Below are 16,217 nucleotides of genomic sequence, written 5' to 3' on the forward strand. Positions count from 1 at the left end.
TGGCACTGCCTAAAGCCGAAAGCTGACTGCTGAAAGCTAATTTCTAAAACCTATTAACTAACCTTACTCCTCTTTTATTGCTTTAATTGGATTGCCGGTAGCGGCGATGAAGCTACGGATAAAAACAGTAGTCCCGGCAATAAAGAGCGTAACCAGCAAGCCGACCATAAAATGTAACGGGCTTATTTTAATCTGATAGGCAAATTCTTGTAGCCAACTGTGCATAGCGTACCAGGCAATGGGTACGGCTATTACGAAGGAGATGCCGATCAATATGACAAAGTCTTTTAAGAAGAGCAGCACAATATTGTTTACTGATGCACCCAATACTTTGCGGACACCAATCTCTTTTACACGTTGAACGGCCATTAATGACACCAATCCGAGCAGCCCTACGCAGCTGATAAGAATGGCAATAAACGTAAACACTTTAAAGGTATTATAGAGTGTTTGCTCGCGTTCATATAATCTTGCAAGCTTATTATCAATGAATTCATAATTGAATAAAGATTCGGGATTGAGCACTGACCATTCTTTGTTGATGGACGCGATGGTCTGTTTGATGTGGTTCGATTGAAGCTTCACACTTGCTTGCTGAAATCTTTCAGGATTGTAATAAAGAAAGCAAGCCCTGATTTTTTTGTGCTTGGATTCGCTTTGAAAATCGGCCGCCACGCCCTGGATTTCTGCCCTACGATCGCCTACTGTTATCTGTTGTCCCAACGCATCATTATAATTTTGTATTCCTAATCGGTTTACAAGGGTTTTATTGACGACAATTCTCAAAATACTGTCCTGCGGCATAATGCTCTTGGTAATAGGTAATCCAGCCAACATTTTTAGTCCAAACATGGAAAAATAATTTTCATCTACCACCTTCATTTCGGTTACATCTACTTCTTGCATGCCTAAATTCGGCGCAGAAAAAGGCATATAATTATTGTTGTAAGCCGGCGCAACGGAAGCAAAACTAAAGTCTTTAACACCGGGTTGGTTTGAAAGTAGCTGACGCAATCCCTCGGGGTTTTTTCCCATATCAAAAGTGATAATGGATTCTTTATCAAAACCAATGTCTTTATTAAGAAAGAAATCCATCTGCTTGGCTACAATAAAGGTGCTTATAATGAGCAATTGAGTTACCAAAAACTGAATACCGATCAGTCCTCTTTTTAAGATGGTAGTTCCTTTAACGGCAGTTGAGAAAGACGACTTTAAAATCTGCAATTGATTGAAACGCGACTGGATCAAGGCGGGGTATACGCCGGAGATCAAAATCGCGAATAGTGAAATAATAAAAAGGCCAATAAGAACATCTATGTGTAAAAGCTGATTGGCGTTGATACGGGTACCAAAGAATCCTTCCGTATAAGGGATAAATAACAATAGACAACCTATTGCCAGTCCTAATGCAATGATCACTTGAATGACTATTTCTGAGAGCGCACTTTTAATAATCTGAATGGGCTTGGCACCGATTACTTTTCGGATGCCCACATCTTTGGAGCGTTTTAAAGCAAAAGCGGTAGCCATATTTACAAAATTAATGCAGGCGATTACTAAAATGAATAAACCAACTGCTGCTAAACCGTATATGCTTTTTTTAGACCGCGGCATACTGGTCTGGTTGAGATATCGTTGATCGTAATGTATATCGGTTAATGGTTGTAACAATAGCGTAGCTTTTTCTTTTTCAACGGCTTCGCGCCAATTTTTTTTAATAAAGGCCGGAAGCCTTTGTTCAACAGTGGCGGCGGATAGTTTTTCAGGTAAAGTAACGTATAGGTATCCTCCTTGTATCGACCAAAAATTGCTCGTTTCATCATGGAATGTTGCCCAAGAGACCAATGATTTAAAGGTTAAATGGGTATTACCGGGTAGGTCTTTAATAAGACCGGTTACCTTCAGTTCCCAATCGTTATCCATACGGATGGTCTGCCCGATAGGGTTCTGATCTCCGAAATATTGTTTTGCGGTGCTCTCGGTAAGTACAATCGTATTCGGTGCTTCCAAGGCTGAATTGGGATCACCTGCCAACCAAACTAAATCAAATATCTTGGCAAATTCATTATCGGCAGCGGCAACGTCTTTTAGGATAAAACGTTCGTGATTGATCTCGATCATACTTTCTCGCCAATAATAGTATTGTGAAACGTGTTCCAGCTCAGGAAAATCATTTCTGAGGGCGGGTGCAACGGCAAATGAAACACTTGGATTATAATCCAAACCCAACGACGTAACCCGGTATGTTCTGGCTGCTTGCTTATGATATTGATCATAACTAAGCTCATTCCGAACAATGAGAAAGATTAATATGCAAGAGGCAAGCCCTAAGGCCAAGCCGAAAATATTAATGGCAGCATAAGATTTATAACGAGCTATGGATCGTATCGCTATCCGAAAATAATGTCTGAACATATCGTAATAAATTGGATTGCTAAAATCAGCTCAAATAGGAAGCCATTTTATATAAACGATTGTAAGGCGATTCAAAGGCCATTTTATGCTGAAACGCTGTACGAATATGAACACTTGTTGTTCGGTTTTGTTAATAGGACGGTGGTTAAGTGGTGGGTAGGACTTTCCGGCAAGCAATTAAGTGAGACTCGAGAAAAACAATTAGGTTTTTAAATGGTAAATAAAAGGGGGAATGTAAAACGGAATAAACATTATGAAAACATGGATTAAGGAAGGTGCTTTTCACCTGAAAGAAAAACTAGGGCTAGGTGGTGTCGCTATCGGTACAGCGTTTGAAAAAATAAGCCATGACCAAGCGCAGGAAGTTTTAGCAAAGGCTTGGGACGTAGGTATACGTTACTACGATACTTCGCCTTGGTATGGGCTCACTAAAAGTGAGCGGGCTTTCGGAACGTTCTTAGGGGATAAAGTACGGGAAGATTTCGTTTTTTCTACTAAAGTAGGTCGGCTTTTCCGCGAGGTCCCTGAAAAGCAAGTTCCACCTACCATGTGGCAAGATCCTTTGCCCTATGATTTTGAACATAACTATACTGCGGACGCAGTGAAGCGATCGCTGGACGATAGTTTGAAACGCACAGGATTAGATCGGATTGACATCGTTTTCGTGCATGATTTATCAGAAGATCAGGTGGGCGATCGATATCCTTATTTCCTGAAACAGGCGACAGAGGGCGCCTTCAAGGTGTTAAGCGATTATCGGGATCAGGGCATTATTAATGCTTGGGGTATGGGCGTTAATCAGATAGAGCCCATTCTTGATTGCATCGAGCGGGCCGATCCGGATATCTGCTTATCAGCCACGCAATATTCTATTCTGGCACATGAAGACGCCGTTGACCGCCTTTTGCCTGCCGTAAGAAAGGCCGGGGTACAACTGGTATCGGGTGCGGGCTATAATTCCGGATTTATAGCTGGACGCGATCGTTATAATTATAAAGAAGTTATTCCAAAAGGCTTCCGAGAAAAAAGGGATCGCATTGATGCGATTGCCAGGCGCCATGGGATTGACATCATCACGGCCGCCCTCCATTTTGTACTGGCAGCAGACGAGTTTGTATCCATCATCCTGGGCGCCAGCAAACCTGAACAGGTAATATCAAATGCGAAGGCTTTGGAAACACCGGTTCCTACCGCTTTTTGGCAAGAACTAAAAGCGGAAGGTTTGTTGTACGAGCAGGCGCAGGTACCGGTATAGCCATCACTGATGAGTTTTAATCGGGAACTAACAAAAATAATGTTGCCACAGTAGTGGCGTAACTGATTGATCAAATTTCTATGGCCATCATAGGTAAAATCATTAAGCAGGCAATTCATCTTTCGGATGCGATTGGTACGGAAGCCGACCCGGTGAAAGAACAAAATCGGGTATTGGGAAAACTTTTGGAAAAAGCCCAGCTTACCGCTTTCGGAAAACAATATGATTTTCAAAAGATCTTAACGCACAAATCTTTGATTCAAGCTTTTCAACAGGCGGTACCGATTTTTGATTATGATAAGTTGTATGCTGAATGGTGGCATTACCTACTGGCGGGACATCAAAATGTTACCTGGCCGGGTGGACAGTCGTACTTTGCGATAAGCAGCGGCACCACAAGCAACAGTAAATACATACCTGTAACCGAGGATATGCTGGAAGCGATCCGTAGAGCGGGCATCCAACAAATAACAAGCTTAAAGAACTTTGACCTCCCACCCACATTTTTTGAAAAGCAAATATTGATGCTCGGTAGCAGTACTAACCTGATTCAAAAGGATGATCACCTGGAGGGGGAAATCAGCGGGATCAGTGCGGCAAATATTCCTTTTTGGTTTAGAAAGTTCTATAAGCCCGGAAGCGAAATTGCTTCGCTGGATAACTGGGAACAGAAAATAAGACAGATAGCAGAGCGGGCGCCCGAGTGGGATATTGGTAGCATTACGGGTATTCCGTCATGGACGGAACTGATGTTAAAGGAAATCATTTCTTTTAATAAATTGAATACCATTCATGACGTATGGCCGAATTTGGCAGTATATACTTCCGGTGGCGTGGCCTTTGAACCCTATCGGAAGAGCTTCGAGAAACTAGTTGCGAAACCACTTGTCTATATTGATACTTATTTGGCCTCCGAAGGCTACCTGGCTACACAAAAACGTCCGGACGCCGACATGGCTTTGATTACGGATAATGGCGTATTCTTTGAGTTTGTGCCCTTCACTGAGGCAAATATGGAAAAAGACGGGACGATTAAACCGCAGGCGCAGGTGCTAAGTACTGCGGAGGTAGAAGAGAACGTGAATTATGTTCTCCTTATTTCGACCGTAGCGGGCGCTTGGCGCTATATGATTGGCGACACCGTGATGGTGACCAACAAAGAGAGAATGGAGATTAAGATAAGTGGGCGTACCAAGCATTATTTAAATGTGGTGGGTGAGCAATTATCCGTTTACCAAATGAATGAAGCGATGCGTTTGGTGGAAAGGGAATTTAATACCACGATTGAAGAATTCACGGTTGCGGCTTTGGTGAACGATGGCGATTACAAAAATCGATGGATTCTGGGAACAACTAACCTATCGGCTGATGCCACGAAAGTAGCCGATTACCTGGACAATCAATTACGTGCTTTGAACAAGAACTATGATGTGGCAAGAAACAAGGCGCTAAAATCGGTAGAGGTAAAACTGGTTCCTATTAACCATTTTTATGAGTGGAGTGCACAAACCAAGAAGCTCGGTGGACAGGTGAAGATACCAAGGGTGATGAAAGATAACGAGTTTTTGGCCTTAGAGAAGTTTTTGAATGCTTTAGGGTAGCTCCCGCTCTTCCTCTAATGCTTTAACTTGTTCTACAATTTCATCGGGCGAGGTATATAATCGGGCAATTCGATCTTTATAAGCTTGTGGTATATCCGCATGTTCGAGAATAAAGCGTTTTGTTTCTATGATATAGGCGCCCAAACCATGGTTTACCGCAAAGGTATCAGCGATAAGTTCCGCGCGCTGAATGAACTTTTTTGAAAGCAGGTAGGAAATCCCAAAACCAATTATGCTCCAGGTACTTCTTGATTCATAATCCATAATATGCCCAAGTTCATGGCCAATCCATCCAATTATAATACTATCGGGGAGTTGATGGATCGGGATAGCGGTATGGGTGAGCCGAAACAGAGCGCTGATATTTATTTTGTAGATTCTGTTTTCTTTTCTCCGGAGCAATGATAAGGCCGCCGGTTGGGCTTGCATAACCGATTTTTTGATGTGTTGTTTAAATTCGAAGCGAATATGGGTGTCCTGAAGTTCCGGATAATAGGAAAGGGCTTTCAGTACATTTGCTTCAATAATTTTTGGAATCTCTTTATTTTTCTTGAAGTCGGCAAAGGAGGCGGTGTTACTGTTCAGCTGTAAAAGGTGGGTCATAAGTATAATATTGATAAAAGCACACATAATCCGATTATTGATTTGTATTCGAAGCGCGAATGCTTCGTCGCGGGTCATAACAAAAAAGCCGTCGGCTACTTTATTAACCAGCGGCTTTCCGAAATGTTTCGCGGAGCTAACGGTGATTGAAGTGGACGGTGGATAATAAGTCGATGTGACGAGGTTTTAAGCGAAGAATTATGAATTCGGAGTGATGAATAGTGGCAGTTGCAGTAGTACTACGCCGCTGATTGTTAATAGCCAAGAGAAATGATGCTTGCCTGCCGACAGGCAGGAGCTATGAGCGATAAGCTATGAGGTGCCTAACGCTTATAGCTTATCGCCAGCTTGTTGTAAACTTAATAATCAGTCGATTTGGTCAGAGCTTCCCATTGTTTATAGCTGGAGGCTAGGAGCTCTAGCTTACTAAAGGCACGTGCATAAGCATCGCTGCCCAGCAGTAAGTATACAGGCGGTTCGGGCATTTCAGCGAGCTCGATCATCGCCTTTGCCGCCTTTTCAGGATCGCCGGCCTGATGACCGTTCATCTGGGTATAGCGTTCATGTGAAGCTCTGATGTTAGCGTAAGCATCGATTTTTCTTTCTGACAACACAAGCGAATCGGTTTGCAGGAAATTGGTACGGAAGGCTCCCGGTGCAATAACCGTTACCTTGATGCCTAGCTCTTTAACTTCATCGGCCAATACTTCACTTAAACCGATTATGGCATGTTTTGCTGCGCCATAAACCGACCAGCCAATAGCCGGTGCAATACCTGCAATAGAGGAAATATTGATGATATGCCCTGAAGCTTGTGCGCGTAGGATGGGCAGTGCATGACGAATGACATTAATCGTTCCGAATACATTAATATCAAAACTGTCACGCGTTTCCTTGTCCGTTAATTCTTCGATACTACCGCCAATACCATAGCCGGCATTATTCACAACTACGTCTATTTGGCCGAAGGTTTGATGAGCCTGCCGGATGGCTGCGGCTACATCTTGATCACTGCTCAGATCTACCTGAAGTGGAAGAAAGGCTTCGCCTTTAAAATTTATCGCATTAATCAAGCTTGTGCTGTTTCGGGAAGTTGCAACCACTTGGTGGCCAATCTGTAATAATTGTTTCGCTAAAGCGAGTCCGAGGCCTTTAGAGGCCCCTGTAATAAACCATACTTTCTTATTTTCCATATTGTTTGTATTCATATGGCAAAGGTATAACGGACACAAGCGTAGCTGTTTGGGTGAATCAAACGGATGCTATTGAAATTCAAACAAGTCGGATGGAAGTAGGTGTAACTTTAGTTTGTTTCTTAAAGAAAGAGGTAAAATAGGACGGATGGGCGAAACCGAGGCTATAACTGATCTCGGAGATATTCCAGTTGGTATGTTTCAATAATGCCGTGGCTTCGGCTGCCATGCGCTCGGCGATGTGAGCGGTGGTTGTTTTTCCGGTTGTTAGTCGAACCGCACGGTTGAGATGGTTTACGTGTACGCCTAGCTTGTCAGCGAAATCACTTGGCGATCGCATTTGAATGGGCTGACCGGGTAAATCGATCGGAAACTGGCGTTCCAGTAAAGCCATAAATATGGAAGTGATTCTCGCATTGGTGTCCGGATGGTGGTATAGCTGTTCATGCGGTTCCATTTTCATAGCGCAATGAAGCAGTTCGGATACATAATTACGCAGCAGGTCGTACTTAAAGCGATAATCCGAATGCATCTCGTTCAGCATTTTCTCAAATAGGGTAGCTACTTCTAATTCCCGCGTTTCGTTTAAAGCATATACGGGTTTTCCGCCAGGTGTGAACATTGGCAAATCGTGGATTCCCTTTCGAAAACTTTCCGTGTAAAATGATTCTTTAAAAACGCAAAAGAATCCGGTGGACTGTTTATCTAAACGCTCAAAGCGATAGGGGACAGCCGGGTTGAAAAAAAGGAGTGTGCTGCCGGCAAAGGCGATGCTTTTATCGGCATAATGACAGCGGTGTTGCCCGTTAATAAGCATAATCTTGTAAAAGTCGTACCGAGCATAGGGCGAGGCCGCTGTACTGCTATTTCTACTGTCCGTTAAGCGGAAAACGTTAAAAGCTTCCACACCATTCGCGGATAGCGAAGGGTTTTTGTCGAATTTGCGGGCATAAAATGCTTCTAGACTTTGGATAGCTGGCATATACAAAAATACAGATTTTATCGTATTTCTTGGTTTCAACTTTATTGCGCGCGCTGTTTTCTCACTTATTTACAAAATAAAAACAGTCGCAACTATCTTTCTGAGGTTTTGTTAATTACATAATTTACCAGATCCATGAAGTTGTTCTTTTAAGGATCGGGTTTTTACGGATGTTGTAAAAAATGTAGGAAATGGAATACGAAGAAATACCGGTAGCGATTACACCACTTGAAGAAAGACGTTTTGATTTTGATTTGACGGAGAACCAGTCTTTCAACTATTATAGAATCACCTGTGATGGAAAGGTGCTTTACATTGACGAAAACTTCGACTATATTGAAGGGGATATGCCCGTTGAATGGCGAAAGCCTGCCATTGCGCGTTTGCAAACGCTTATCAAGGCAAGGGAACATCCTGATGGTCCGTGACCAAGGGATAACGGGACAGGATTCAGTGATAAGTTAAGAACCTCCACCTCCTTCAGTTTTAACCAAATTTTAGGGTCGAAACAAAGGGAGTGGAGATATATCTATTCTTTTATTCCCACGGGAAAATGGGATTATCTGTGTGTGCTTCTTGCATGAATCCGGCAATTTTTTTAACAATTTCAGGATGTTGGAAAGCGATGTTATTCTTCTCGGCTCTGTCGACTGATAGATCGTACAGCTCAATCGGTGCGCCACCATCTGCCTTTACATTTAAGCGGACACCTTTCCATTTGCCGTAACGTACGGCCTGTTTACTGCCTTGTTCATGAAATTCCCAGTATAGATATTCATGCTGCTTTTGTGTTCCTTGTCCCTTTAGCGTATTTACGAATGAGATACCATCGGTAGATGCGGCAGTTGCTGCGCCGCCTAGTTCGGCGAACGTAGGGAAAATGTCCCAGAATGCGCCAATGAACTCGCTCTGTTGCCCCACACGGATTGCCTTTGGCCACTTGGCGACAAAGGGCACACGTATTCCGCCTTCATACAAGTCGCGTTTTATTCCACGAAGCCCTCCGGAACTTTGAAAGAAGGTAGGATCTGCTCCGCCTTCTTTGTGCGGGCCATTATCACTGGTGAAAATGATCAATGTATTTTCATCCAATCCTAAACTGCGTAATTTTTCCTCTATCTGGCCGACATATAAGTCCAACCGGGCCACCATTGCTGCAAAGGTAGCATGCGGATACTGTTGAGAAGCGTAGCCGCCGGATTTCGCACCCTTGCCATAGTCGAAGCCTTTGAAAGGCTTTTCCTCAAATTTACCTTTGTAATACTGAAAAATGCTATCGTCCGGTACCAAGAGCTCGGCATGGGGGAGGATATAGGGAAGAAAAAGGAAAAAGGGCCGGTCCTTATGCTCCTCGATAAAGCCAAGTGCCTGCTCTTGTATCAGATCGGGTGCATATTGCTTATGGTATTCCAGATCGCCATTTTCGGTTAAGACTACTTTCTCGCTATTGTCCCACAGATGGGTGGGATAATAACGGTGCGCTAACGACTGGCAGTTGTAACCGTAAAAGCGGTCGAAGCCCTGCTTGTTCGGATCGCCTTCGGAACCGACTGGGCCGAGGCCCCATTTACCGAAGGCGCCGGTTTGGTAACCCGCCTTTTTCAGCGTCTCCGCGATCGTCTCTACCGAATCAGGAATAGGGTATTGTCCTTCAGGCTCTACCCCGAGGTTGCCACGGATAAAGGTGTGACCGGTATGTTGCCCGCTCATCAGCGCGGATCTGGAAGGCGCACATACAGCGGTGCCGGCATAAAACTGATTGAAGCGAATTCCCTCTTTTGCCAGTCGGTCCAGATTCGGTGTGTTGATCAGCCGTTGGCCATTGAAGCCCACATCTCCATAACCAAGATCATCCGCTAGAATAAAAATAATATTTGGTTTTTTTTCCTGCGCTTTCGCATTAAATAGCAGGCATAGTGTCATTAGTAAGGGTAATAGCAAAAACTTCTTCATTAGATTATAATTGTTGTTGTGATGTATCCATGGTTGTTAGCGGCCATTGCTTAATTTCCATAACCGGGGTTTTGTGCCAATGCCGGATTCTCCTGTATGGCGATGGCCGGAATAGGCCAAAGATTATCCCGTTGCGGATCAAACCGTCTGGTATCGATGCGTTGCCCCTTGTCGTTGTAAATATCGCCATTAAGAACTTCTTGTGCAATGCCCCAGCGTCTTATATCGTAATAATAGAGCCCTTCTCCTGCCAATTCAATGCGTCGTTCATGACGTATTTCTCGTCGTAATTCGTCCTGCGATAAACTGGTGGATAATCCGGGCATCCCTATACGGGACCTTATTTGCTGTAAGGCATTGTAAACGGATTGATCTGGGCCGTAAGCTTCATTTTGTGCCTCCGCGTACATCAGCAAGACATCTGCATAACGTAGCAGGATATAGTTTAATTCGGATTGCCCATCCGGAATTGTCGCAGCTGGTATGTCGTCTTTAAATACCGTATATTTTTTCTGCCCATATCCTGTTCGCGGATATTGTCCCTCGGTCACCACCGCTCCCTTGAATAAACTGCCCTTAACAATTACCGTTGCCTGTAAGCGCGGGTCTCTATTTTCGTAAGGCTTGGCCGGATCATATAGGTTTGACTGACCGATGTTTTTTCCTTCGCGATCGTAATAGTCATTAACCAGATTAGGTAAGGGCCCGATGTTATTATACTGATCCAGGTTGATATCAAATCCGTGCGTAAATTCAGGAAACTTAAACTGTACATCAAATATGACTTCTTCATTTCCTTCATTTTCCAGGTAAAACAATCCGCGATAGTCCGGAAATAGTTGATAGTTGTTGGCGTCAATTACTTCTTTGGCGGTCTTGGCTGCCTCTTCCCACTGCCTCGCGTAAAGCAGTATGCGTGCTTTGAATGCCAGGGCGGCACCACTGGTAGCCCTTCCTTTTTCGTTGGCACCATAGCTTGCGGGTAGATCGGGAATGGCTTCATTCAGATCACGCAATAGCTGTGTATAAATTTCCTCGGCTGTGTTTCTGGGTAAATTCGATTGGGTGGCATCATTGGTTGCATCCAAAATAAGCGGCGCCCCTCCGAAAAGATTCCATAAAGGAAAGTAAAATACGGCCCGTAGGAATTTCGCCTCAGCAGTATAACGTTTACGCCTGCTTTCATCCATTTCAACCTTGCCGATATTAGCCAATAGGTTATTGGCTCGCCCGATACCTTGATAAGCTCCTTGCCAAACGGTATAAAATAGCGCCGTATTGGCATTGTGCTGCCCTTGTGCTACCAAATTGTAATCGCCCTGATAGCGGTAGGCGTTAGGCGACAGGTTTTCAAAATAAAGAGGTGTTGTACCACCATATAAACCATTATGCAGCAACGATGCGTATACACCGTTCAGGCTGGCAACCACGCGCTCTTCGGTTTCCCAGTAATTATCATCAGTATATCGGTCGGTAGGCTCCACATCAAGAAAAGAGGAGCAGCTACCAAAGCACAAAAGTAGGCTTCCTATTATGAAATATTTGCTAAATGTTTTCATTCTTATATAAAATCTATTCATGGTGAGGACAACATTAGAGGGTTAAATTTACCCCTGCGGTAATGGATTTATAGTTAGGGTAATCGATCATATTGGCTCGCGTCAGGTTCCGCTCTGGATCGCCTAATTTAAAGTCCGTAAAGGTTAAATAGTTCTGAGCGTTTACGAAAACCTTGAACCTTCGGATATGTAGACGTTCCAGCCAAGCGCCGGGTAAACTGTAAGCAAGTTGAATATTCTTAAGTCGCAAGTAGCTGGCATCTTTGATCCAGAAATCAGAGGTTAGAAAATTTTGCGGGTAACCGGAAGAGGTGGTAAGGATAGGTAGCCGCGCCCCGGGATTTTCGGGCGTCCACGAGTCGGTCAACCATTCGTTTGTTACACCTGCCCCGTTCCGATAAGGGAAGGCTAGATTGCCGTTGGCATAGGTGTCTACATCCGCTACTCCCTGAAAGAATAAATCAAGATCTACGTTTTTGTAGGAGCCGCTCAAGGTGAAACCGTAGGTATATTTAGGAATGCTATTGCCGATCACTATGCGGTCGTTATTATCGACGATACCGTCTTGGTTTTGGTCGACATAGCGGATATCACCGGGTCGGGTGTTGGCGGCCTGAAAGGCATGTTGTTCAATTTCGGCCTCGTTCTGAAAAATACCGGCCGACTGTAATCCGTAAAAGGCACTTATCGGATCGCCTTTTCTTATGATGGTAACACCATCGTAATAGATGTTACCTTTTACATCCAATACTTCATTTTTTAAGTAGGCTAGGTTTCCACCCACTCGATAGCGAAAATCGCCGATAGCGTCCTGATACGCTAAAGAGACTTCGATACCTTTGTTGGACACTTTTCCGATATTACGGAAAGGACCCGTTAAATTGCCTACCTGTGCAGGAACATTTACCTGTCTTAGGATTTCACTGGTCGTTTTATCGAACAAATCTAGTTGGAAGGCCAATTTTCCTTGTAAAATATCAAAATCGACACCAATATTGGTCATGGTGGTTTTCTCCCAGGAGATAGAGGGATCGGCAAGTTGGATAATGGCGGTTCCGGGTACCACATTGTTGTTAAAGCTGTAATTGTTTCCTAAGCTAATGGCGTTGACATAACTGTAGAGTGGTATGTTCTGATTGCCGAGTTGGCCCCAAGATGCGCGGAGCTTCAGGTTATCGATCCAGCTTGCTTCTGCTAAAAAGTTTTCTCTGTTCAGTCTCCAAGCGCCGGAGAAAGATGGAAATAGGCCCCAGCGTTTACCGTTGGCAAAGCGGGACGATCCGTCATAGCGCACATTCGCTTCGAATATATATTTGTCGCGAAAACTATAGTTTATCCGCCCGAAATACGACTGTAGGCGCGATTGCGATGAAGTGCCGCCCACCGCAGGTGCAGTACTTCCGGCATCCAGCTCGTTCAATTCATTGCCCAGGTAACCTTGGTTATAAGCGTCAAAATCGCTGTCGTCAAAACGCTCCATGCTGAATCCCGCTAAAGCATTGACGGAGTGATCACCAAACTGACGGGTAAAATTCAACGTATGGAAGTTGGTCAGGTTTACGCCTTCCGTTGCAATCTGTTTCACGCCGCGCGCCGGAATGTTACCCATGGGGGTGACAACTCCCGTTTTGGGGTTGGTCAATGAAATCTGCGGATAGGCATATTTCTCTCTGCCGAAAAAGATATTGGCAGCGGCGGTAATTTTATAAGTTAAATTAAGCGGAAGTTTAACTTCTGCAAAAACGTTGGCTAGTGTACGGTATCGATGATTTCTGCGAAAACCTTCATAAGAGAGGGCTAACGGGTTCCGGAAAAAATTATGGCCCGGGACGCGTACCCACTGATCGGCATAGCTTCCATCCTGCGCGTAGGGAACTTGCATGGGCAAACCTCTGTATAGGAGCCCCATGATGCCTCCTTCTCCATTGCCTTCGTCGGCGGTATAGGCGCTCTCGCGATCGTTCCAGAAAGTACCGGCCAGATTAGCGCCTATTTTTAACCAGGAATTGAGATCAGATTGTACATTGCTGTTCAAAGTATACTTCTTGGCATCAGTTGCGATAAGCACACCATCTTGATTCAAATAACCGAAAGATAGCGAGAAGGTAGTTTTTTCGCCACCACCGGATAATCGGAGATTATGTTCTTGGATGGGGGCATTTCTGTACATAACGTCGAACCAGTTCGTATTGGGATATATAAAGGGATCAGTTCCGTTGCGGTATTCATCTAACAGTTCCGTCCCATACTCTGCCGGTTTTCCTTCGTTGGTCAGTGCACGATTTTTACCTTCCATGTACTGAATGGCGTTGGAAACAACATCCGGTTTAAAGGTTGCCCGCTGGGAACCGACGTAAATGTTATAGTCTACTTGGAACTGGCCTTTTTGTCCGGTTTTTGTTTTTACGAGGATCACGCCATTTGCCGCTCGGTTACCGTAGATGGCGGCGGAGGCGGCATCTTTCAATACCGATATGCTTTCGATATCGTTCGGGTTCACTTCACTTAGTGGGTATTCAATTCCATCCACCAGCACCAAGGGATTGTTATTATTCAATGTACCGACGCCTCGTATACGAATGGTGTTTCCTTCCGCTCCGGGACGTCCCTTATTCTGATTAACATAAACGCCGTTAGCTCCCTGAAGGGCCTGTGTAGAATTAGTGATCGGTCTGTTGGAAAGGAATTTCGAATCTACGGTAGCCACCGCGCCGGTAAGCGTACTTTTCTTTTGGGTGCCGTAGCCGACCACCACAACGTCTTCGAGTTCATTTAAATCAGGCTCTAATTGAACAACGATGTCACTGCTATTCACTACGAGCTTGACGGTCTTATAACCTACATAGCTGGCAATTAACGTGTAGGGAAATTTTTGGCCGGTTACGAAGTTAAATCGTCCGTTTCCATCGGATGTTGCCCGGTGCGTGGTGCCTTCCAGGGTAAGGGTAGCCCCTGCGACGGCTTCGCCCGTATGGGCGTCCTGTACTTTACCGCTGAGGGTTGAGTTGATAAGGGGTTTGGTTTGCTGTGCGCGAAGTGTGACATAGCTTCCTATGAACAGCAAGAATAAAGGAATAAGGCTTTTGGGCCTTGTTCTAACAAGTAAAATCATTTTTTCGATATGGTTAAGTTCAAGTAAACAATACAGGTCTTTTTCCCTGCTGCCAGACTGTAAAAAGTCGTAGCAAAAATAGAATAAAATATATAATACACAAACTATATAGATTTAGTAGTTATTTAAAAATAAAAATATGCCGCACCCCAACTTGGTGTCGGCATCATAGTAATATATTATCAAGACCGCATACTTCCCTCGTTCAACGCTTATTCCTGAATCAATTCTTCCAGCTGCTTATTGAATTTATCGGATGCATAGTTGGCAAAACCGGTATGATGAAATCTTATTTTCCCATTCTTATCCAGTACGACAGTTGTAGGCAACGTTCCGGCGTAAATAGAGGCCGGAACATTGCCTTTTGCCCTATAGATGGGTATGGAGTACTTTTCTCTCTTTAAATAAGTGTATGCTGTAGCTAAATCTTTATCTTCATTAATCGTCAAAAAGAAAATAGCGGGATGCTCTTTGAAATTTGCATAGAGCTTTTCTATCGATGGAAATTCTGCCCTGCATGGCGGGCACCAGGAAGCCCAAAAATTAATAAATACCACTTTGCCTCGTAGTGAGGAGGTGTTTTGAATACGCCCTTTGTCGTCTTCAAAGTCAAAATCAACAATCGATTGATCTGTGGCATCGAAACTCTTTTGGTCTATCGAGGCATTAAACAATCCGGTAAGCATAAGCTGCCGAAGCACCATCGATTTTGCTCCGGGACTGATCAGCATGGTCAACGCAATAATTCCCATTAGGATAGAAAACGCATTTTTTCGGACAAATTGCCAAAACTTATTTGCTGACGATTTTTCCGTTGAAATCTCCTTATTATTAAACATAGTTCGTTTCTATTTACTTTTGTTAATGCTTATTCATCACTTTTAATCAACGCATTCAAGGCTGTTACCATTTGAGGATCTGCATAATCCCGACCACCTTCCATGCGGGCAATTAGATTCCCCTTTTTGTCTAGTATTACCGTTGTTGGAATGGCATCTCCCAAAAAACTTGGTGGTATTTCACTGGCGGGAACATACACCGGTAAGTCGTACTGATTTTTTTCCATAAAGCCGGTCGATTTTTTGATATTCGCATCGACGTCTACCATCAGGAATACAATATGGTCATTACCATTAAAAGACTGCTTTAATTTATTAATGGAGGGCATTTCCTGTATACAGGGAGGGCACCAGGTTGCCCAAAAATTAATGAATACCACTTTGCCTTTTAGTGAACTTAATGATACGGTTTTACCTTGTTGATCCTGAAATATCAGATCTGCCGTTTGGCTCATGCTTGAAGCTTGTGTTTCGCTATGTCCTTTCGTAGGATTTTTTTCTTCATGTGTTGCGTTGTTCCCACAGGCCATTATAAAAATCGTTACCATAACCAACGCGCCTGTGCGGATTGCCGGATTTATAAATTGTGTCTTCATGACCGCTTATTTAAATAATTATTACTTCTTGTAAAGTGCTGATGATCTAAAATGAATAAAGTTGTTGTCTATTGATGCCTTGCAGCTAATAGAAAAAAGAGAAAGGGAA

General features: G+C 43.9%; 12 protein-coding genes. 3 read left to right on the forward strand and 9 right to left on the reverse strand.

What is annotated here, in order from left to right:
- Positions 1–63: 63 nt before the first annotated feature.
- Complete coding sequence (locus tag E0E36_RS15605) at positions 64–2,415, reverse strand: ABC transporter permease (RefSeq protein ID WP_130856721.1); 2,352 nt, start codon at positions 2,413–2,415, stop codon at positions 64–66.
- 253 nt (positions 2,416–2,668) lie between these two features.
- On the opposite strand from E0E36_RS15605, the gene E0E36_RS15610 reads away from it, so the two are divergent.
- Positions 2,669–3,670 (forward strand): aldo/keto reductase, encoded by a 1,002-nt coding sequence (locus tag E0E36_RS15610; protein ID WP_130856722.1) that lies wholly within the window; start codon positions 2,669–2,671, stop codon positions 3,668–3,670.
- 80 nt (positions 3,671–3,750) lie between these two features.
- On the forward strand, positions 3,751–5,271 hold the full coding sequence (locus E0E36_RS15615) for a GH3 family acyl-acid amido synthetase (protein ID WP_130856723.1): 1,521 nt from the start codon (positions 3,751–3,753) through the stop codon (positions 5,269–5,271).
- On the opposite strand, the gene E0E36_RS15620 is transcribed toward E0E36_RS15615, so the two are convergent.
- The 3 genes from E0E36_RS15620 to E0E36_RS15630 form a co-directional block, all read right to left on the reverse strand.
- On the reverse strand, positions 5,263–5,874 hold the full coding sequence (locus E0E36_RS15620; protein ID WP_165447006.1) for a hypothetical protein: 612 nt from the start codon (positions 5,872–5,874) through the stop codon (positions 5,263–5,265). The genes E0E36_RS15615 and E0E36_RS15620 overlap by 9 nt on opposite strands.
- A 359-nt stretch (positions 5,875–6,233) precedes the next feature.
- Positions 6,234–7,082 carry an oxidoreductase gene (locus tag E0E36_RS15625; RefSeq protein ID WP_130856724.1) on the reverse strand — a complete coding sequence of 283 codons (849 nt, stop codon included), beginning with the start codon at positions 7,080–7,082 and terminating at the stop codon, positions 6,234–6,236.
- A gap of 64 nt (positions 7,083–7,146) precedes the next feature.
- A complete protein-coding gene (locus tag E0E36_RS15630; RefSeq protein WP_130856725.1) occupies positions 7,147–8,049 on the reverse strand; it encodes a helix-turn-helix domain-containing protein in 903 nt (300 codons plus the stop codon).
- Between the two features lie 191 nt (positions 8,050–8,240).
- Here E0E36_RS15630 and E0E36_RS15635 point away from each other — a divergent pair, with 191 nt between their 5' ends.
- Complete coding sequence (locus E0E36_RS15635; RefSeq protein WP_130856726.1) at positions 8,241–8,477, forward strand: hypothetical protein; 237 nt, start codon at positions 8,241–8,243, stop codon at positions 8,475–8,477.
- A 109-nt stretch (positions 8,478–8,586) separates the two neighbouring features.
- Here the strand turns inward: E0E36_RS15635 and E0E36_RS15640 are convergent, their stop codons facing one another.
- The 5 genes from E0E36_RS15640 to E0E36_RS15660 form a co-directional block, all read right to left on the reverse strand.
- Complete coding sequence (locus tag E0E36_RS15640) at positions 8,587–10,002, reverse strand: arylsulfatase (protein WP_130856727.1); 1,416 nt, start codon at positions 10,000–10,002, stop codon at positions 8,587–8,589.
- 50 nt (positions 10,003–10,052) lie between these two features.
- The gene (locus E0E36_RS15645; RefSeq protein WP_242627241.1) at positions 10,053–11,561 is read right to left on the reverse strand and encodes a RagB/SusD family nutrient uptake outer membrane protein; all 1,509 of its coding nucleotides are present in this window, start codon (positions 11,559–11,561) and stop codon (positions 10,053–10,055) included.
- Positions 11,562–11,595: 34 nt separating this feature from the next.
- A complete protein-coding gene (locus tag E0E36_RS15650; RefSeq protein WP_130856729.1) occupies positions 11,596–14,673 on the reverse strand; it encodes a SusC/RagA family TonB-linked outer membrane protein in 3,078 nt (1,025 codons plus the stop codon).
- A 212-nt stretch (positions 14,674–14,885) separates the two neighbouring features.
- The gene (locus E0E36_RS15655) at positions 14,886–15,512 is read right to left on the reverse strand and encodes a TlpA family protein disulfide reductase (RefSeq protein WP_130856730.1); all 627 of its coding nucleotides are present in this window, start codon (positions 15,510–15,512) and stop codon (positions 14,886–14,888) included.
- Positions 15,513–15,541: 29 nt separating this feature from the next.
- The gene (locus E0E36_RS15660) at positions 15,542–16,108 is read right to left on the reverse strand and encodes a TlpA family protein disulfide reductase (RefSeq protein ID WP_130856731.1); all 567 of its coding nucleotides are present in this window, start codon (positions 16,106–16,108) and stop codon (positions 15,542–15,544) included.
- Positions 16,109–16,217: the final 109 nt, after the last annotated feature.

Source organism: Olivibacter jilunii, assembly GCF_900607235.1.
Classification (GTDB): Bacteria; Bacteroidota; Bacteroidia; order Sphingobacteriales; family Sphingobacteriaceae; genus Olivibacter; species Olivibacter oleidegradans.

Excerpts from the sequence above, each read along its gene's own strand:
- E0E36_RS15605 (WP_130856721.1), bottom strand. The coding sequence starts at position 2,415 with ATGTTCAGACATTATTTTCGGATAGCGATACGATCCATAGCTCGTTAT.
- E0E36_RS15610 (WP_130856722.1), top strand. The coding sequence starts at position 2,669 with ATGAAAACATGGATTAAGGAAGGTGCTTTTCACCTGAAAGAAAAACTA.
- E0E36_RS15615 (WP_130856723.1), top strand. The coding sequence starts at position 3,751 with ATGGCCATCATAGGTAAAATCATTAAGCAGGCAATTCATCTTTCGGAT.
- E0E36_RS15620 (WP_165447006.1), bottom strand. The coding sequence starts at position 5,874 with ATGACCCACCTTTTACAGCTGAACAGTAACACCGCCTCCTTTGCCGAC.
- E0E36_RS15625 (WP_130856724.1), bottom strand. The coding sequence starts at position 7,082 with ATGAATACAAACAATATGGAAAATAAGAAAGTATGGTTTATTACAGGG.
- E0E36_RS15630 (WP_130856725.1), bottom strand. The coding sequence starts at position 8,049 with ATGCCAGCTATCCAAAGTCTAGAAGCATTTTATGCCCGCAAATTCGAC.
- E0E36_RS15635 (WP_130856726.1), top strand. The coding sequence starts at position 8,241 with ATGGAATACGAAGAAATACCGGTAGCGATTACACCACTTGAAGAAAGA.
- E0E36_RS15640 (WP_130856727.1), bottom strand. The coding sequence starts at position 10,002 with ATGAAGAAGTTTTTGCTATTACCCTTACTAATGACACTATGCCTGCTA.
- E0E36_RS15645 (WP_242627241.1), bottom strand. The coding sequence starts at position 11,561 with ATGAAAACATTTAGCAAATATTTCATAATAGGAAGCCTACTTTTGTGC.
- E0E36_RS15650 (WP_130856729.1), bottom strand. The coding sequence starts at position 14,673 with ATGATTTTACTTGTTAGAACAAGGCCCAAAAGCCTTATTCCTTTATTC.
- E0E36_RS15655 (WP_130856730.1), bottom strand. The coding sequence starts at position 15,512 with ATGTTTAATAATAAGGAGATTTCAACGGAAAAATCGTCAGCAAATAAG.
- E0E36_RS15660 (WP_130856731.1), bottom strand. The coding sequence starts at position 16,108 with ATGAAGACACAATTTATAAATCCGGCAATCCGCACAGGCGCGTTGGTT.